Source organism: Bradyrhizobium iriomotense, from assembly GCF_018130765.1.
GTDB classification, from domain to species: Bacteria; Pseudomonadota; Alphaproteobacteria; order Rhizobiales; family Xanthobacteraceae; genus Bradyrhizobium; species Bradyrhizobium iriomotense_A.
The window spans coordinates 16,237-33,155 of record NZ_JAFCJZ010000033.1; the positions used below are offsets into that span (position 1 = coordinate 16,237).

At 62.4% G+C, this 16,919-nt stretch carries 17 protein-coding genes; 1 reads left to right on the forward strand and 16 read right to left on the reverse strand.

Going from position 1 to position 16,919, the window contains the following annotated elements:
• Nucleotide 1: 1 nt before the first annotated feature.
• The 8 genes from JQ635_RS36155 to JQ635_RS36190 form a co-directional block, all read right to left on the reverse strand.
• On the reverse strand, nucleotides 2-913 hold the full coding sequence (locus tag JQ635_RS36155; protein WP_211414538.1) for a type II secretion system F family protein: 912 nt from the start codon (nucleotides 911-913) through the stop codon (nucleotides 2-4).
• Nucleotides 910-1,842 (reverse strand): type II secretion system F family protein, encoded by a 933-nt coding sequence (locus JQ635_RS36160; RefSeq protein WP_211414539.1) that lies wholly within the window; start codon nucleotides 1,840-1,842, stop codon nucleotides 910-912. The genes JQ635_RS36155 and JQ635_RS36160 overlap by 4 nt, the downstream gene beginning before the upstream one ends.
• A complete protein-coding gene (locus JQ635_RS36165) occupies nucleotides 1,839-3,275 on the reverse strand; it encodes a CpaF family protein (protein WP_211414540.1) in 1,437 nt (478 codons plus the stop codon). The genes JQ635_RS36160 and JQ635_RS36165 overlap by 4 nt, the downstream gene beginning before the upstream one ends.
• Nucleotides 3,272-4,468 (reverse strand): AAA family ATPase, encoded by a 1,197-nt coding sequence (locus JQ635_RS36170; RefSeq protein WP_211414541.1) that lies wholly within the window; start codon nucleotides 4,466-4,468, stop codon nucleotides 3,272-3,274. Before JQ635_RS36170 ends, JQ635_RS36165 begins: the two co-directional genes overlap by 4 nt.
• Entirely contained in the window at nucleotides 4,468-5,424 is a 957-nt protein-coding gene (gene cpaB / locus JQ635_RS36175; protein WP_211414542.1) for a Flp pilus assembly protein CpaB, read from the reverse strand. Before cpaB ends, JQ635_RS36170 begins: the two co-directional genes overlap by 1 nt.
• A gap of 1 nt (nucleotide 5,425) precedes the next feature.
• Nucleotides 5,426-5,932, reverse strand: coding sequence for an A24 family peptidase (locus JQ635_RS36180; protein WP_211414543.1), 507 nt, complete (start codon nucleotides 5,930-5,932; stop codon nucleotides 5,426-5,428).
• A gap of 220 nt (nucleotides 5,933-6,152) precedes the next feature.
• On the reverse strand, nucleotides 6,153-6,356 hold the full coding sequence (locus JQ635_RS36185) for a hypothetical protein (protein ID WP_211414544.1): 204 nt from the start codon (nucleotides 6,354-6,356) through the stop codon (nucleotides 6,153-6,155).
• A gap of 430 nt (nucleotides 6,357-6,786) precedes the next feature.
• The gene (locus JQ635_RS36190; protein WP_211414545.1) at nucleotides 6,787-7,278 is read right to left on the reverse strand and encodes a pilus assembly protein N-terminal domain-containing protein; all 492 of its coding nucleotides are present in this window, start codon (nucleotides 7,276-7,278) and stop codon (nucleotides 6,787-6,789) included.
• Nucleotides 7,279-7,445: 167 nt separating this feature from the next.
• Here JQ635_RS36190 and JQ635_RS36195 point away from each other — a divergent pair, with 167 nt between their 5' ends.
• Nucleotides 7,446-7,745, forward strand: a complete 300-nt coding sequence (locus tag JQ635_RS36195; RefSeq protein ID WP_211414546.1) for a hypothetical protein — start codon at nucleotides 7,446-7,448, stop codon at nucleotides 7,743-7,745.
• A 152-nt stretch (nucleotides 7,746-7,897) separates the two neighbouring features.
• Here JQ635_RS36195 and JQ635_RS36200 read toward each other — a convergent pair whose 3' ends face one another.
• The 8 genes from JQ635_RS36200 to JQ635_RS36235 all read right to left on the reverse strand — a co-directional run bounded on the left by JQ635_RS36200 (nucleotide 7,898) and on the right by JQ635_RS36235 (nucleotide 16,889).
• Complete coding sequence (locus JQ635_RS36200; RefSeq protein ID WP_211414547.1) at nucleotides 7,898-8,179, reverse strand: hypothetical protein; 282 nt, start codon at nucleotides 8,177-8,179, stop codon at nucleotides 7,898-7,900.
• A gap of 104 nt (nucleotides 8,180-8,283) precedes the next feature.
• On the reverse strand, nucleotides 8,284-8,532 hold the full coding sequence (locus JQ635_RS36205) for a hypothetical protein (RefSeq protein ID WP_211414548.1): 249 nt from the start codon (nucleotides 8,530-8,532) through the stop codon (nucleotides 8,284-8,286).
• A 215-nt stretch (nucleotides 8,533-8,747) separates the two neighbouring features.
• A complete protein-coding gene (locus JQ635_RS36210) occupies nucleotides 8,748-9,011 on the reverse strand; it encodes a cold shock domain-containing protein (protein WP_183241550.1) in 264 nt (87 codons plus the stop codon).
• 90 nt (nucleotides 9,012-9,101) lie between these two features.
• Nucleotides 9,102-9,935 carry an efflux RND transporter periplasmic adaptor subunit gene (locus JQ635_RS36215; protein WP_211414549.1) on the reverse strand — a complete coding sequence of 278 codons (834 nt, stop codon included), beginning with the start codon at nucleotides 9,933-9,935 and terminating at the stop codon, nucleotides 9,102-9,104.
• Complete coding sequence (locus tag JQ635_RS36220) at nucleotides 9,932-11,932, reverse strand: preprotein translocase subunit SecA (protein ID WP_211414550.1); 2,001 nt, start codon at nucleotides 11,930-11,932, stop codon at nucleotides 9,932-9,934. The genes JQ635_RS36215 and JQ635_RS36220 overlap by 4 nt, the downstream gene beginning before the upstream one ends.
• 7 nt (nucleotides 11,933-11,939) lie before the next feature.
• Nucleotides 11,940-14,090, reverse strand: a complete 2,151-nt coding sequence (locus tag JQ635_RS36225) for a peptidase M50 (RefSeq protein ID WP_211414551.1) — start codon at nucleotides 14,088-14,090, stop codon at nucleotides 11,940-11,942.
• A 10-nt stretch (nucleotides 14,091-14,100) separates the two neighbouring features.
• On the reverse strand, nucleotides 14,101-15,834 hold the full coding sequence (locus tag JQ635_RS36230) for an efflux RND transporter periplasmic adaptor subunit (RefSeq protein ID WP_211414552.1): 1,734 nt from the start codon (nucleotides 15,832-15,834) through the stop codon (nucleotides 14,101-14,103).
• Between the two features lie 251 nt (nucleotides 15,835-16,085).
• A complete protein-coding gene (locus tag JQ635_RS36235; RefSeq protein WP_283826929.1) occupies nucleotides 16,086-16,889 on the reverse strand; it encodes a SapC family protein in 804 nt (267 codons plus the stop codon).
• Nucleotides 16,890-16,919: the final 30 nt, after the last annotated feature.

The window sequence follows — 16,919 nt, forward strand, 5'->3', positions numbered from 1 at the left end:
CTCATCCCTGACCGAATTTGCTGAAGGTTCGAATGAGGTGCAGAAAAGGACTTCCGCCCAAGACAATGAACATTGCCGGAAGCAGAAACAGCACCATTGGAATCGTCAGCTTGGCGCCCAGCTTGTGCGCCCTTTCTTCCAGTTTGGTCATACGATCGCGGCGCAGGTCGGCGGCAATCGTGCGCAGAGCCTGGCTCAACGGCGCTCCGTATTGCAGGCTTTGGCTGACCATAGTGCCGAAGCGGCGAAGCCCATCCGACATCGCCCCCAGCTTGTCGAATGCGTCGACGCGGTTCGGCAAAACCCTGAGATCGTCGAGAAGGCCGTACAGCACCCGCGCCATCATGGGATTGGTCTGGACCATCTCATTCGCGACGCGCTCCAGCGCGCTCTCAAGACCCATTCCTGCTTCGCTGCATACAACAAGCAAATCGATCGTATCCGGCGTACCGAGCCGAATAGCAGCATCGAAACGCCGCCTCATCATGAGCAGTGTAAGCCGCGGCCCCATGATTCCGACCACCACGCCGACAAGCGTATAGATCAGCACGTCGGCAGGCGGCCTTCCCGAAAGCTGCGCGAAAAGGAAGACAACGATCGGCAGCAGGAACATGCTGACGATCTTGACACCGATCCAGATCGGCAGTGTTCGATGGTAGTTAAAGCCTGCTGATTGCAGAATCGCCCTTAGCTGATCCAGCTCTTCCTCAGCATAGAAGCGTCGGTACCGCGTACCGATTGAAGAAAACCAACCGATCATACCTCGGGAGCGCGCTGGCCGCTCGGAGATTCCCAGCACGGCATTTGATACCCGCGCATTTAGCGTGCGGATATGCATTTCGCGGATCATCAACACGAATGTCGCGACCACTGCGACTATCGCCAATGCCACAAAACCGAGAGCGGCGTTCATAGTGCCGTCTCCTTGCTGATTATCCAGCGTATCACGAAGTGCCCGAGAAGCACCGAGCCGATTGCGTAGGCGAGCAGCTTGTTTCCGGTCGAATCATAGAACAGCAGGTCGACTGACTGCGGACTGATCAAGTACAGCAGCGCACCGACGATAAAGGGCGCGGCCGAGAGAGCGCGCGAGGAAAAAATCACCTCTCCAGCAAGAGCCTTCGCGCGCGCAGCCAGTGCAACGCGTTGCCTCACGGTCTCGCCGAGAGTCTGCAGCGTTTCAGCCAGACTACCGCCTGACTTCAATTGGACTGCAAGCGTCACCGCAAACATCGCGTACTCAGCCACTTGCGTTCGCAAGTAGACCGCTTCGATTGCCTCCTCTGGAGATCTTCCCAGACTCAGTTCGCTACAGACGACGGCAAACTGCCCCGCCGTCGGTTGCGGCATGTCGCGGGCGATGGTGCGAAATGCCTCGTTCACCGGCAGTCCGGCCCGAACCGTACTCGTCACCAGTTGGACCACGTCGGGCAGCTGTTGAAAGAGCTGATCGGCGAAGCGGCGCTGCTGCCATCCGAACAGGCCACGCACCACCAGAAGTGCGGCAATTGCGGCCGCGACCGACACGTAGAGAGTCGAATACATGAACAGGAGATTTGCATAAAAGATCGCTGAAGCTGCGACAGCGCCGGCGAGCAGCACATAGGCCGGGTGCCAGGCATATACGATGCCGACCCGATAGTTTGCCAAACGGTGCAAAAACCGTGAGCGGGTTCCGCTCTCCAAGCGACGGATCGAGGGCAGACTATGCGACTCGGGGGTCGGTAAAGCCGCCTCCATCTGACGATTCATGCGCCTTACGCGCGCGTCGAGCCACAGCGACACGGCGATAGCGCACAACAGGAGCGCCAGAACAGTCAGGATGACAGATTGCGGAATCATATCTGCCTCATGGCCTCGGCCCAGCCTCGATCGACTCCATAGTAGACGAGACGGCTCTTGAATTTCGGGACCGCGTGAGTGGATCTGTAGGCGCCCGAAATCCGCCCGTGAACGTCCTCGTCCTGGTACTCAAAGGCTGCGATGTCATTGGTGGTGATCACGTCGCCTTCCAGGCCGATCACCTCGCTGATTTGAACGATCCGGCGCTGCCCGTCGCGCATGCGTTCGACCTGCACGATGAGATCCAATGCCGCGACGATCTGGGACCGGATCGCCCGCGACGGCAGATTGACCTGCCCCATCTGCACCATGTTTTCGATGCGGGTCAGGGCGTCGCGGGTGCTGTTGGCGTGCACCGTGGAGATCGAGCCGTCATGGCCGGTGTTCATGGCCTGCAGCATGTCGAAGGCTTCGGCGCCGCGGACCTCGCCCACGATAATGCGGTCGGGACGCATGCGCAGGGCGTTCCACAGGAGATCGCGCTGGGTCACCTGCCCGGTGCCTTCGAGGCTCGGCGGCCGCGTCTCCAGGCTGATCACGTGCGGCTGCTGGAGCTGCAGCTCCGCCGCATCCTCGATGGTGACGATGCGCTCCCTGGGATCAATGAACTGGCTTAGGGCGTTCAGCAGTGTGGTCTTGCCGGAGCCGGTGCCGCCGGAGACCAGAATATTGAGCCGCGCCCGGCCGGCGATCTCGAGCAATTGCGCAATGGCCGGGGTCATAGAGCCGTTGTCGACCATGCCGGCCATGTCCAGACGGTGGCTCGGAAACTTCCGGATGGAAATGCAGGGGCTGTGGATCGCGAGCGGCGGCAGGATGATGTTGACCCGGCTGCCGTCCGGCAGGCGGCAATCCACCATCGGACTGGATTCGTCGACGCGCCGCCCGACCTGGGCTGCGATCTTCTGCGCGACCGATGCGATATGCTCGTTGTCGCGGAAGCGCACCGCGATCCGCTCCAGCTTGCCGTTTCGCTCGACATAGACGTTGCTGGGGCCGTTGATCATGATGTCATTGATCGATTGATCCAGCAGCAGCGGACGAAGCGGGCCGTAGCCCGTCATGTCGTCCGCGATCTCGTCCGCCAGCACGATTTGCTCGCGGCCCGACAGTTCGAGCCGGTCCTGGTTGGCGATACCGTGGATGATTTCCTCGATCTGCCGCCGCAGGATATCGCGAGAAACGGTCGCCGCGGCCGCCGGATCGATCTGCTCGATGACGCGTTCGCGCAGCGAAGCCGGCATCACGGGGTGATGAACCGGACGTTCCTCGCGCCTTGGCACGATTGCGGGCGTCGCGGCAGGCACGCCTGGGGGCGGCGACGGCAGACTTGTCGTCGCTGCAGACGCGCCAAGCATTGACGAGGGCAAGTCTGCCGCCAGTGCAGGCGAACGATCCGGCATATCATCCGGGCGCCGACCGAATTTCTTCATAGCCTGAGCAGCCTCCTCAGCCGACCCTTGTGCTCGGCGCCGATACCCGTGATCTCCCGAACGATCGGAGTGAGGTGGCGCCGCAACCTTCGGACGTGCTTCAACGCGGGGATTCCGAGATTGACCGCCTGGGTCATGCCCTTGCCAAGGTCCGGAATCACCATGTCCGGTTCGGCGCCCAGGGCCTTTACCATGGTGGCCATGGGAAGCCCGCCGGCGCGATTGGCACGATTCAGCAGCGTAAACACCCGGTCCTTTCCGGCGACGTTGGTGACAGCTGTGCGCAGCGCATGGGCGTTGCGCAGTCCGGTCACCTCGGCTTCGAGCAGCACCAGCACGTGACGCGACAGGCTGATCACCGAGTGCATCGAAGGCGGGAACGGCACGGGCACGTCGACGATGATGTAGTTGAAGCGCTGGCGAAGCAGGCCCAGCACGTGCCGCACCCCCGCCTCGGTGATGTCGAGCTGCGCATCCAGCTCCTCATCGGCGGAAATCAGGGACACCCGCTCATTGACCTCGATGGCCGCGCGCTCGATGAACAGCGTGTCGGCACGCATCGGGTTTTCCAGGGCGATCCGCAGCCCCTGCCCCGGCCGAACGCCCAGCATCACGGCAGTCTCGCCGCCCTGCAAATGCAGATCGAGCAGCGCGACCTTGGCCTTGGTGGTCTCGGCGATTTGCAGCGCGAGATTGATGGCGATGCTGGTCGCGCCGGCACCACCTTGCGCGCCGCAGATCGAGACCACATGCCCGCCGCGATCGGCCGCAACGTGCGACACGTCTCCCAGCAGCTTCGGGCGCAACTGGTCCAGCACGATATCCCGCGTCAGCGGCTTTGGAAGGTACTCGGTCAAGCCGAGCTCCATCAGCTCGCGGTAGAAGGTGATCTCCCTGTTGTCACCCACCAGAGCCACGTGGACGTCGGGCGGGCAGACGCCGGCCAGGCGTTCCAGCTCGGGAAAGGGATCATCGATGCCGCTGATGTCGGTCACCAGGGCGAACAGGTCGGTGTCCGTCTCCAGCATCCGGATGGCGTTGCGGATCGTGCCGTGCCTGACGGTGAGGTTGGTGCCTTCGAGACCCTTGCTCAGAGCGCCGGCGCTGATCTCGTCATTGACGAAACAGACGATCCGGTTGCGGGTGACGACGGATGTCGTTTCCTGGGGCGGAGTGATCACGGCCAAGTTCATCAGCGTTTCTCCGGCAGTCTGGAAGCGTAGCCGATTGCGCTGGCAGTCCGGCTGGCAGCTTCCGATCCATCGCAGCTCACGGCGGTGTCGCCCTCTTCGGCGTCCTGCTTCCTGACGGTGTATTGCTTCACCTCGCCGCCGGAATGAACCACCACCGCCGTCCGCTGTCCCGCGATCGCATTCTGGCGCGCAAGCTCGGGCGACACGTCGCAGCTTGAGATCGAACCTGTGTCTCCCTTGTCCCACTGGTCGATGGCGGCCCGCACCGCCAGAGAGAGCGTCCCGAGCTGCTTGGCGACCGTGACCTTCTTGACCTGCTCCTGCGTCAGCTCCAGCGACACTGTCTGCGGCAGTTTGCCGGTCATCGAGCCAATACCGCGCCCGCCCTGCACGATCTCCTGGTCGATCGCGATGACACGGACATTGCGCAGGACGGTCTCGCTCATCGCGCGACGTGCGGGATCCGCCTTCTCGAACACCTGGGTCAGCACGACGTCGACATGATCGCCCGGCCTGACCAGGCCGGAGACGCCGGATTCCTCGTCGACCTTGATGCTGATGGCCCGGCTGTCCGGCGCCAGCACGCTGGCGAGGAAACCGCGGTCGCGGGGGCGCAGGATATCCTGCAATGTGATGGGACTTCCGGCGTCGACGAACTTGCGCACCAGAGAGCCGGGGAGCCCGGCCGCGGAGTCGGGTGTCTCAAGGATCGCCCCCGTCGGAACACGATCCGGCGTCACCTGGCGGAGCGTAAAATCCTCCTGGCGGGCCAATGTGCCCTTTGGCAGCGGTCGCGCCGCGACGAAATATCCGACGGTGGCAGGCGCCACCGGCCCCTTTTCGGCGACCTGCACGGGGACCTGTCTCGGCAGGTTCATGTTGTAGGCAATGAGCCCGAACGCTGTTGCTGCGAGCAACAGGACCATAATGATCGAGATGCGCAAAGCGGATGACATGTCAAAATCCTCGACTGAAAATGGTCCAGATGCCGCCGCAAGCGATAGCAACTCCGTAAGGCAATGGTGCGTGGCGCAAATGGCGCCAACGCTCCACCGCGTAGACGCGACGCGCGAGCGATGATCCGACGGGCGCCAGTTTTGGATACGGCAAGTTGCGCATCACCAGATGCGCCATGGCAAGAACACCGCCGGCCAACGCCGTGATGGTCAACAGCTGGATCACCCCCGTCAGCGGAAAACCGATCGCCACGGCAGTGAGCAGCTTGACATCGCCGCCGCCCATCCATCCCCGCGTATAGATGGTCAGCAACAGCAGGAAGAGTATCGCAGCGGCGATGAGCGATTGAGCAAGTTGCACCGGACTGCCGATTTGACCGGCGATTCCAAGGAGCGCCAGCGCTAGGCAGACTTCATTTCTGATCAGTCGCGTCGCAACATCAAGCGTTGCGACATACAGCAACAACAGGATTTCAAGAATTGAGGCTATGTGAACAATCCAACTCATAGAAACGCGCCTCAGAAAAAAATTACCAGTCTAATATCCCCCTAGTCAGACGATCGTATAACCTCCCACCGCAGCGGTATGCTGATCGCTTCCACTCAGCGGTTGTCTAGGGCAACACACTTGCGCCGGCGGCGCCAACGCTGGGTGTGACAATTTGATAACGAAGTCTCAGGGGGGGCATACAGCCCAGTTGCCCCCCCGAATTAATTGCAGCGCGCGCTTAGGCGGGAAGCTTGGCGATGATCGCCGAGATCCCGGCAGTCAGCGCGTCCTTGATAGCGCCGCCGGTGCCCGTACCGAAAGCGAGAGCCACTGCTGAAACGACCGCAAACGCCACGATCACGTATTCGAACGACACGACACCGTCCTTGTCCGCGCGCAGCTGCTTCAGGGCCTCGGTGGTCTTGATGTAATATTTCAACATAGGAGAAAATCCCTCTTTACTAAGATTAACTGACCATTACCGTTGGCGGGCAAACTTTAGCCAACTGCATAAAATTCTAGTATTTCCCTTGAAAATTGTCACCTGCTAATCGTTTCTTAACCTTACTCAGGGCGTCCGGAAGATTACGGCTTGGAACTCGGCCACGCAGGCATTTAAGGCGGCGGAATCCCCGTTAAATTGCGGGTTAATTGCACCTGCCGCAGGCAACCAGCCGCGCATCTGGCCAAAATGAGTGGCAGACGCGGCTGGCGCGGGGACGCGGCCGGAAGTCGCATGGCCGGCTATGCTGATTTATCACCGCCTGGCGGCTTGCCAGTAAGCGCCAGCGCGAGTCCGAATTTCCGAAGGGTAGCAGGCCGCAGGCGCCAATGCCTATGCATCCAGCGCCGCTGCCCTACCGGTCTATCGCTCACCGAGACTCCCTTGGCGGCGCGGCGGTGCTGCCGTCGCTCCGCTGCTGGCTCTCCGGGGTCGCCCCGTAAGGCAGCGGCTTGGCGTCGGGATCGGCGCGACCACACGAGCGGCTGGTGCAGAAAAAGCCGACATAGTCCTTGACGTCCGCCCGATAGATTTTCACCAGCCCCTGGGTCTGGTCCACGACGATGTTGGAGCGGTGGACCACCTGACCATCCGCAGCATAGGCCGTCATCATCACGCGACCGGCTTTCAGGCCCCGGACCGTGAAGACGCGATCGGTTTCTGGAATGACCTGCGCGATGTCTTCGACGGAAAGAGAGAACCTGCTCACCGGCTGATCCAGCGTGAAGGTGCGGGCCTGCTCGGCCCGAAGTTCGATCGTCTCGGTAGCGACGATCTCCTGCATTCGCTGCGCGTTTGCGGTGCCACCGGTGCAGAGGGCAAGGAGTGACAGCAACGCCGCCGGTAAAATCATTTGTTTCATAAAAATCCCTCCCGAGAAACAGGAAGCTCATGACCGCAAATTACGCGGGCGGCGAAGACTAGCATAGGCCGCCGCGGCAGTCTCTTTGGTGTTAATCCCGAAAGCTGCGACCTTGCGTTTCCAACGAGCTTGGGAGAAGCTGAATCACTGGGCGGCTGGGGACAGGCATGCGCATTTATTTCGGTTTATCCGCTTTTATCGTTTGCTCTCTCGTTTACTTCTGGATTTCCGCCGGCGGCGCGCACGGACAGACCGCGTACATGGTCGACGAGAGACCCTGCCCGGACCTCGATCCCCGGCTGCGGCAGCCCCGAGACAATGAGTGGTGCGACTACGTTACCAAGATCAAGCGTTGCGACGGCGATCTGGCCGAGCGCCTGTTTCAGCAAAGCCGGGCTCCGGCCTATCTGATTTCCGAGCTCGGCACGGAGCATCCTCGCCGGCTGATCTGCCATCCGAACGAATGAGCGGCGCCGTCGGCAACCTGTTCGCGTCGCATTGCGATTAGGGCAGTGATACGTACGTAAATTTCCGAAAATCGGTTCGCTCTTGCATTTAAAACCCGCTAATTGGCAATTTATCGGCGCGGCTTGAAAGGTTTTCACCCTTAAAGGGTCATTTACCCCGGATCGGCCGCCTCCGTTGCGGCCCCGATCAAGAGGAAACGGAAGTTTGGCTTCGGCAACGTGCGGCCGTCTTGATCGGACAGGGCCCTGGCGTGCTCACGCGTCTGCTTGGCCTCGGCGATCAGAAGGCAGCGCCTCAGCTCCTCGCTGCAGCGCTTTGCCTGCGCGCGCATCTGGCACTTGTCATCAGCGGGGATGGAGGATTTGGCGAGACTGCTCCAGGTCGCTGCGAGCGACTTCTTGAGCAGCTCAATCCTGCGCTCCAGATCGTCCAAACGCTGCTCCGTCGATCATCTTACGGATACACGCCTCGAGCGGAGCTAAGCTGATTCTCCTGCGCCGTGGAACTCCGTAGGGGTACTGTCCCCTCGCGGTCCGCCTATGAAGCACCGAGCCTTGTCCAGACTGCATGGACAACGAGGAAAACGGACAGCGCCCCCAGAAGCCACCCCAATTCGGTGCCCATCTGGCGCTCATCAAATTCAAGGTTGGGGTCGTTCTCGCGGCCATAGGGGACCTCTGGTGCCGGCCGTTGCGAGCGACCGGCGCGTCCAGCCGCACGCTGCAGCAGGCGACGAACGATCGTCTCCTTCGCGGCAATGCCGCCTCTGTCGGAATCGGCCGGCATCGTCAGCCTTGCCCGGCCTTGCGAGAAGGTCGCCGTTGCATCATGGCCATAAGGCGCACCAGGCGGTTCACGCGACGAATGCTGTCGGAAAAGCGGGCTGCGGGCGTACGGTGTCGAATATGGAAAACGATCTTTCGAAGGCGACCGAGCATGATGTCCCTCGCAATGTGACAGAGCGCATGAGGATCCGGTGTCCTGACTGCTTGCAGCTGCGGCTAGCGCGGCAGACGTGGTGATCTGACATAGCGCGTCAGGACAGGCGCGCTATGGGCATTGGCGAGGACCCGGACGCTGACGGCCTGCCGCTTGCCGGACCGCTGATCGGGAGCGAGATTATAGCTCACCCGCGCACCGGCCTCGGGGGTGAGGCCGGGGGAGAATGATTTGAGGTGAAAGAAAATGTCCGTGCCGCCGGAATCCGGCCTGATGAAGCCGAATGCCCTGTCGCCGTGATATGTCTTGATCGTACCTTCCAGCATCTTGCAACCTTTTCAGTTCGATCGACGCATGGGCTCGCGAATTGCTAGGGAATGGACTGAGCAGATTTCCTGACCCTCTCGATATTCGTGTCAGCCAACGCCGGGAAAACGGACGCGGCATTTGAGCCCGGCGGGAAGCGCGTAGTTCGGATTTGGCAATTCGAGGCGAACACCGATCGTCCCGCTCGCCGCATCGAAAACCTGATCGACGACGGTCACGAGCGCGGGGTATCTGCCTCCGACCGGCTCTTCGGGATAGACCTCTGCCGACGCACCTACGCGGATCTTTCCGAACTGGCTGAGCGGAACGTAGACCTCAACCAGCAGCGGATCGATTTGCGAAACCGTCAGGAGATGGGCCTGGTCGAACGCATACTCGCCCGGGCCGAGTTTTCGCTCGACCACCACGCCGTCGATAGGACTCCGGATGGTGCGCAGCTTCAGCACTTCGTTGGCGCGCGCCACTTCCAGCGCCGCGATGGCGAGGTTGACCCTCGCTTCCTCGACATCCTGTTCAGCCACCCGCGCACTCGTCTCCGCCTCGTCGGCGACCGCTGCGGAAACCGAGTCATTCTTGCGCAATAGCTTGGACCGCTCGTCCTTTCGCCGCTGGAACTCGAGCTTGGCGATGCTCGAGCGAACCGTCGCCTCGTTCTCGGCGCGGGCTTTCGCCAGCGAAACCGCCGCCTGCTCGACGCCCGATTCGAGGCGAGCGACGACGTCTCCCTTCTTGATGATGTCGCCACGGTCGACCAGCATCTCGCTCAGGAGGCCCGGCACCGATGTCCCAAGCTTGAGCACCATCTTCGGCTGGATCAGGCAATCGAATTGCCCCTCCGGTCTTCGCTCCTGCGCGTTGGCGCATCCTGCGCCCGCGGCGATCGAGACGACCAGAATGGCGAGACATGCGCGAGTTCGTTTCATTCGCCCCTCCCCGAAAACGCAAGCACCCGGTCGAGCCGGCGATCCAGCTTCACATTCTGGACGCGCACATAGCCATGTCGCCGTTCCGCCTGGAATTGAGCCAGCCACCGCAACGACTGGTAAAGTCGCAATGGAACGGGAATCCGGCTGCCGACAAGCCGCGCAATCAAGCGCGTCATCGATCCCGCATGGATCATGAACACGTCGTCCTGAAGTGAAACGATGGCCTCGCAGCTACCGGGATCGCCCTGCCGCGCGCAGCGACCGAACAGCTGGCGATCGACCCGCCGCGAATCGTGGTACTCGGTCAGGATGACATGCAGGCCGCCCCGTGCGGCAACGCCCGGGTCGAGCCGGATGTCGGTGCCGCGGCCCGCCATGTTGGTGGCGACTGTCACGCGCGCGGGCTCGCCGGCCCTCGCGACCACCTCCGCCTCGTCCTGGTCCTGCTTCGCATTCAAGAGCGCGTGCGCAATGCCACGTGCATTCAAGGCGGCGCTGATCTCCTCGGACGCCCCCACCGAGCGCGTGCCGATCAGCACCGCCCTGCCCTCGGCCACAGCCAGCCGCTCCACCCTGTCGGCAATGATCTGCAGCTTTTCAGCAGGGGTTGTGCAGACCAGAGGAGGCGCCACGCGGCGCCGCGAGGGCCGGTTCAGCGGGATGCGAACGACATCGAGTCCGTACACGGACTTGATCTCCCGCGCGACCTCGCGGGCGGTCCCCGTCATTCCGGACAGGCGAATGTAGCGACGAAACAGGCGTTGATAGGTGATGCGGGCAAGCGTCTCACGCCGCTCTGTCAGTTGGCAATCTTCCTTGACCTCGATCAATTGATGCAGGCCGCGCTCCCAGGAGCGGTCAGGCATCACGCGTCCCGTCGACTCGTCCACGATTTGCACCTTGCCGTCGATGACGACATAGTGCTGATCGCGGTTGAACAGCATCATTGCGGAGAGGGCCTGGGTAAGAAGCTCCTCGCGAGCGCGAATCGAACTCCAGACGCCTTGCAGCCCTTCGGCCAGCCTGCCGATCTCCCGGCGACCTTCCTTGGTCAGCGCCAGGCTTCGCTCTGCAAGATCGATCTCGTAGTGCTCTCCCGGAGCAAGTCCGCTTGCGATCTCGAGCGCCTGCTCGCATTGCAGTCTTTCCTCGCCTGCCCCCGTCGACGATGACAGGATCAGGGGCGTGCGCGCTTCATCGATGAAAATGCTGTCGGCTTCGTCGACGATGCCGAAATAGAGCCCGCGCAGCACGAGATCCTCGTCACGCTGCAGGCTGCCGCGCAGCCGCTCGAGCGAGAGGTGTAAACTACTGCTACGGTGCGCCAGCGCGACACGGTCGCGAAGATAGTCGAATGCAAGCTCCTTGTTGGTGCAATAGGTCACCGCGCTCGCATAGGCGCGGCGCCGCTCGGCTTTCGGCATGCCCTGCACCACGGTCCCCACACTCAGGCCCAGGAACTCATAGAGCTCCCTCATCTCGCCCGCGTCACGTTGGGCAAGATAATCGTTGACGGTGATGAGATGCACGGGATATCCGGCGAGCGCCACGGTGGCCGCAGGCAGCGTCGCAGCGATGGTCTTGCCTTCGCCGGTCGCCATCTCCACCAGCCTGCCCTTCAGCAGCCCGAACCCCGCGATCAGCTGGACGTCATAGTGCCGCTGACCGATGGTCCGCGACGCCGCCTCCCGCACCAGCGCAAAGCATCGGCCGACGAGAGGCGGCGTAAAGCCCGAATTCCGCAGTCTCGCACGGACACCGGACACCTGCAGACGCAGCTCTTCGTCGCTCATGATCCGCAGGGCGTTCTCATGTGCGGCGGTGTACTCGACGATCGGCATCAAGGCGCGAACGGGATCCCGTAGCCCCTCGAACGCGCGTTGAAACAGGCCCTTCGCCAGATATTCGGCCACTCGATCGTGTACCGCCGGCTCGCGGTCCGCGCGCTCCGGATAGGGACGGCCGACCGCCAGTTCGCGGTGATCGAGTTCCATAACGCTCTTAGACATGGAAGTTCGTCAACAAAAGCAGTCTGACGCTGCGATACCATTGCATCGCCAGTGGCTCCATCCGATGTTCAAACCGGACGAAGACGTGCTGGCCAAAGTGATCCACCGCCTCCAGACCTTGAAGCTCGATGTCGAATTGAAAGGTCCGCTGCAGCGTCTTCGGCCCCTTCGCATCGCGCGGATCAATCGCGAAATCCCCACCACCCTCCACGCCCAATGCTGCGCTGGGCAGGTATTCGCCGCCGGCGGGCACCGCCCGCAGCACATGCCCCTCCAAGATCAGGCGCGGCTGGTCCACCGGACGGACCTGGATGCGATCGGTGGTAATGCGTACCCTGTCGACCGCCTCCTGCGGCACGACGACACGCGCCAGCGGCGTCGTGTTTCCGACCACGTAGCCGAGGAGTTCGCCCCGACGGTAATAGCGCCCGGGCATATCGACCATTTGCGGCACGACGAACACGCCATCGCTGCGCGCACGGGCCACGAGGTCGGACGCGCGTTCGCGGGCGAGGCCCAGATTTGCTCGCTCGAGGTCAAGTTTGTCGCGCACAATCTGCGCTTTCGCGCGATCCGACACGAATTGCGCTGCATACTCGGCCTGCAGCTCCGCCACTTTGGCCTCATTCCTGCGCAATTGCGCAAGAAGCGTCGGCTCGCGACTCTGAATCAGCGGATCGCCCTGCGCGACCTGCGTTCCCGGCGTGACCAGAAGCTCATGGACGAAGCCATTCGAAGCGGCGCGTACCATTGCTTCCTCAGGCAGCCACAGCACTCCCTCCACGTTGGAATGGTAGGGCATCGGGACGGCGAGCAGAAAGGCAGCAAGGCCAAGCACGAGACCGGCCGCGATCGTGACAGATCGGGCACGATGCTTGCGCAAGCGGGGGTTTTCAACGAGATGCCGCACCGCCTTTACAACGGGCAGGATCGCCATCGCTCCCACCGCCCAGATCGCAAGAATGACGCCAATGAAGAAGAATTGCCCCGCGATGAACAGCGCGATCAGGATCGTCACCATGATCCGGTAGACGGTCGAAGCCAAGCCGTAGAAGAAGAACCACGCCCGCTCCACGCCAGTCGCATCGGGACGCTCCAGATCGGAGACGCCGAGCAGGTATCGCTCGAACAAATAGCCCCAGTAGCGCGACGAGCGCGCCGCCAGATTTGGAATTTCGATGAGATCCACCAGGATATAATAGGCATCGTAACGCAGCAGCGGGTTGCCGTTGAACAGGAGCGTCGACACGCTCGCGATCAGCATGACATTGAACAGGATCGCCCGCACCAGGCCCGGCTCGACCAGGAGCCATAGATAGAACGCGATCGCCGCGACAAAGAGCTCGACACCCATGCCGGCGGCACCGACAAGCGCGCGCCGATACTTCGACCTGAACACCGTGGCGGCCGACGCATCGACATAGGGGACCGGCAGCAAGACCAGCAGGATGATGCCGAGATCGTGGACCTCCCCGCCTCCGGCCTTGGTGGCGGAGGCATGCCCCAGTTCGTGCAACGCCTTGATCGCCGGGAAGACCAGGTAGATGATGAACAGATTGTCGATCGCCAGGACGCGGTCGCTGAAATTGTGGCTGAGCTCCGGCCAATGCGGCCAGACCAGAATGAAGGCCGGAAGCACGACTGCCAGCCACGCGATGGCGCCCCAGCCGCTCCAAACGAACCGTACAAGCCCCGCCCAGCGATTGAGCAGCCGATCCGGATCGAACAGCGGGATACGGATCGCCATGGGATTGCCATAGGACCGCAAGTGACGCGCCCTTTGCTCGCGCTCGCTGCGCGCAAAAAGCTCGGCGACGTCAGGCGTTACATCGCTTTCCAGCAGGTCGGCGGCATGCAGCTGGCCCAGCAGCTGGATGAGCTCGTCCTGGCTCGGTGCGTCCTCCCCCAGATGCCTGTTCGCGAGCTCCCACAACTGTTCGACCGAATGCGTTCCGTCCATGAGCGAGACGATCAGCCGGGCCGACGGGCTGAAGCGATGCACCCGCGACGAGGCGGGGTCCTGCAACAGGTACCAGACCTCGCCTCGATAGATGTGCCGATGCAATCGCGCATGCGAGCGCAACTTTGGCTTTCGCGCTGCGACACGATACCACCAATTGCTGAGCAACGGCGCGTTCACCATGACCTCGCAATCAGAACAGCCATTTCCAAATCGACAGCCGGACCCAGTCCGCGAAATTGTGCGTCCAGATCCAGATCAGCTTGCGCTCGCCGACATCGACCTTTCCAACGCCCTCCATGCCGGGTCGCACGCGTTCGGATGCATTGTGGAGCCGCGCCTCGACCCGGAAATAGTTGCGGCCCTCCTGGGCAGTCGAGACCGGCGTCATCTGCTCGACCGAGAAGTCCATCCGCCGATGCGGGATACCCGAGAGGGTGAGTTCGCCCTGTTGACCGAGCTTCACGAAGGAAATGTCCCGCTCCTCGACCTGCAGGATGACGCGATAGCTGTCCAACGGCGCGACCGTGAACAGCATCTTGCCCAATTCGACCGGTGTCCCGAGCAGCTGCTGCAGGTCACCCGCGACGACGACGCCATCGAAGGGAGCCAGCAGCGTGGCGCGAGCGAGCTTATCGGTGACCAGCGACAGCATGGCATCGACCTGCTCGATCTGAGCTTGGAGGATCGTCATGGTCGCGCGCTCTTGGGCTGCCAGCGCCTGCCGATATTTGCGGTCGAGCTGCTCGCGCTCGGACGACAAGCGTGTCTGTTCGAGCTTGAGCTCCCGATCGTCGAGCTTGCACAACACTTGCCCGGCATGCACCGTGTCGCCTGCGCGGACAAAGCTTTGTGCGATATACCCGTCGAACGGTGCCGCGGCGATCCGTTGTACCGCTCCCTCGATCACCGTCTTTGCCGCGACACGATACGTGCCCGTCGCGACACTGAAGAAAAGGATGACGCCGACCAGCAAAAGCGCGATGAGCTTCGCGCCGGGATGGCGCGGGCCGAACAAGAGCTCCAGGCCATGGTGCAACGAGGTCGCGGCATGTCGCAGAACGCCGCGCTCGCTTTCACGCTTGAGCTTCAGGATCGGCCCCAGCAGCGCGCCAACCGTCTTGCACAGCTCGATGGTTTCGAGGTCGAACGGCTCGCCAGCGGCCCGTTCCAGGGTCAGCACGCCGGTTGCATGTCCGCCGTCCGTGAGCGGCACCGAGCAGACCGCAATGTCCCTGTACTCGCGCGCGAGATCGGCATGCGCGAGTGCCGCGCGCTCCACGTCGTCGCGGGGGGGGAACACCAGCGCGACGTCGAGGTCAAGCACCTCGTCCATCGCGTTGCCGATGCGCCGGCCAAGATCCATCTTGGGGTCGAAGGTCGCGGTATGCGAGATCGCCTTGACTTCAACGCTGCCTGAACGCTCGAGCCCGACGCTCACCCGATCGCACGCCAGGCGTCCCGCGAGTTCGTTGACGACGGCCAGCGTCGCCGCCGAGAAATGGCGCTCCTGCATGGCCGTCGCCACGATGTCCATGGCGAGCCCCATTCGCCCGAGCCGCGCGTCGCGCTCCTCCAGCGCGCCCTTGCGGAACTGGTCAATCAGCCAGGCGCTCGCCCAATGCAACAGCCGCAAAGCGCGCTGCAGCGCAGCTTCCGGGCCGGGCCCGATATCGAGCACGACGACGCCGTGCAGGGTGCCGGAAACTTCAATCGGATAGCCGATAAAGGCGTGGTGCTCGCGCAAAGCGCCATGCCCCTCCGAGGGCAGCACGACTCCGCGGCGCTCGGTCAGAGCCCGCTCGGCCGCCGGGCTGAGATATTGCATGTCCAGACCGGGGTGCGGCCACACTGCCGCCGGCACGTAGCTGCCATCCTTGTCGGGCCCCAGCAACAGCAGCCCACCGCCGACCCGCTCGACCTGCATGCAAAGGATTGCGAGCCAGCTCGCGCAAAACTCGGAACTGTCCTTGGCTGCCGAGAATTTCGCCCAGGCTATCGATTCGGCGCGCGCTGCGTCCTCGGTGAAGGAATAGATCGGGGACGCAGGGGTCATGGCTACTCATCGCTCTCGGAGCTATGCCCGCGATGCTGCAATAACGAGCAGCATCGCGGCGCGCGCGACGGAGGCGGCGCTGAGGCGTCGCATTCACACGAGGACACGGTGTGATCCGTTCTCTAGGCCGATGCTCTCGCCCCATTCAGGTGATCGCCCGCTTCCGCGGCATCGTCAGGTCCGCTCGCCGGCGGAGCCGCCCCCTTCACGACCGCGAGGCGCGACGGAAGGGCCTGGAAGTTGCGCATCGACTGAAGGTGAAGGTAGAGCAGCTCAAGCTCATCCGTCTTGGCAAGCTCGGCAAGCTTTTCACCGGGCAGAGCCTTCAATTTCTCCCGGTTCACAGCCATGAATCCCGCAAGCGACAGCTTTTCACCCGAGGCGAGCTCGACCTGTGCCTGCATCGGCTCGAGCAGATCAAGCTCGCGCACCTTGCGGCAGAACGCCTGGGTGCGGTTGAACTGGGTCTGATATTCCTGCAGGAAGGTCAGGATGTTCTGGACATACTGGGTGGGCTTGCTGTCGTCATCGAACAGCTTTTGTCCGCGACCGTCACGGTTAAATCCCGAATAGGCCTCGTCGATGCAGAGGACGAACCTCTCGCCGTCGGAGCTGGTCGAGAACACGAACGGATAGCGACGCAGGAAAGCCGGGACATACTTGGCGTCCCATTTTGAATCCTGCGACAGGAAGAGGTTCTCGCTGTCTCGTACGCCGAGAATGACGGCCGGCATGACGTTGTCCTTGGTGCCGGCAAACACGATCGCGTATTCCGATGCGGCAGCAGGAAACTCAACGGCCATCAAAGGCACAGAATTGGTCTTGCTGCTGAAGCCATAATTCCTGGCCATCTCGACTGCGCAGCCCCGATGCCGCGCGGCGGACAACGGAATAACGGTTTCGTAAATCAACAATTGGGCAGTCATTACTATGCTCCTTCCCTTGCAATTCCGGGC

Excerpts from the sequence above, each read along its gene's own strand:
- JQ635_RS36155 (WP_211414538.1), bottom strand. The coding sequence starts at position 913 with ATGAACGCCGCTCTCGGTTTTGTGGCATTGGCGATAGTCGCAGTGGTC.
- JQ635_RS36160 (WP_211414539.1), bottom strand. The coding sequence starts at position 1,842 with ATGATTCCGCAATCTGTCATCCTGACTGTTCTGGCGCTCCTGTTGTGC.
- JQ635_RS36165 (WP_211414540.1), bottom strand. The coding sequence starts at position 3,275 with ATGAAGAAATTCGGTCGGCGCCCGGATGATATGCCGGATCGTTCGCCT.
- JQ635_RS36170 (WP_211414541.1), bottom strand. The coding sequence starts at position 4,468 with ATGAACTTGGCCGTGATCACTCCGCCCCAGGAAACGACATCCGTCGTC.
- cpaB (WP_211414542.1), bottom strand. The coding sequence starts at position 5,424 with ATGTCATCCGCTTTGCGCATCTCGATCATTATGGTCCTGTTGCTCGCA.
- JQ635_RS36180 (WP_211414543.1), bottom strand. The coding sequence starts at position 5,932 with ATGAGTTGGATTGTTCACATAGCCTCAATTCTTGAAATCCTGTTGTTG.
- JQ635_RS36185 (WP_211414544.1), bottom strand. The coding sequence starts at position 6,356 with ATGTTGAAATATTACATCAAGACCACCGAGGCCCTGAAGCAGCTGCGC.
- JQ635_RS36190 (WP_211414545.1), bottom strand. The coding sequence starts at position 7,278 with ATGAAACAAATGATTTTACCGGCGGCGTTGCTGTCACTCCTTGCCCTC.
- JQ635_RS36195 (WP_211414546.1), top strand. The coding sequence starts at position 7,446 with ATGCGCATTTATTTCGGTTTATCCGCTTTTATCGTTTGCTCTCTCGTT.
- JQ635_RS36205 (WP_211414548.1), bottom strand. The coding sequence starts at position 8,532 with ATGCCGGCCGATTCCGACAGAGGCGGCATTGCCGCGAAGGAGACGATC.
- JQ635_RS36210 (WP_183241550.1), bottom strand. The coding sequence starts at position 9,011 with ATGCTGGAAGGTACGATCAAGACATATCACGGCGACAGGGCATTCGGC.
- JQ635_RS36215 (WP_211414549.1), bottom strand. The coding sequence starts at position 9,935 with ATGAAACGAACTCGCGCATGTCTCGCCATTCTGGTCGTCTCGATCGCC.
- JQ635_RS36220 (WP_211414550.1), bottom strand. The coding sequence starts at position 11,932 with ATGGAACTCGATCACCGCGAACTGGCGGTCGGCCGTCCCTATCCGGAG.
- JQ635_RS36225 (WP_211414551.1), bottom strand. The coding sequence starts at position 14,090 with ATGGTGAACGCGCCGTTGCTCAGCAATTGGTGGTATCGTGTCGCAGCG.
- JQ635_RS36230 (WP_211414552.1), bottom strand. The coding sequence starts at position 15,834 with ATGCAGGTCGAGCGGGTCGGCGGTGGGCTGCTGTTGCTGGGGCCCGAC.
- JQ635_RS36235 (WP_283826929.1), bottom strand. The coding sequence starts at position 16,889 with ATGACTGCCCAATTGTTGATTTACGAAACCGTTATTCCGTTGTCCGCC.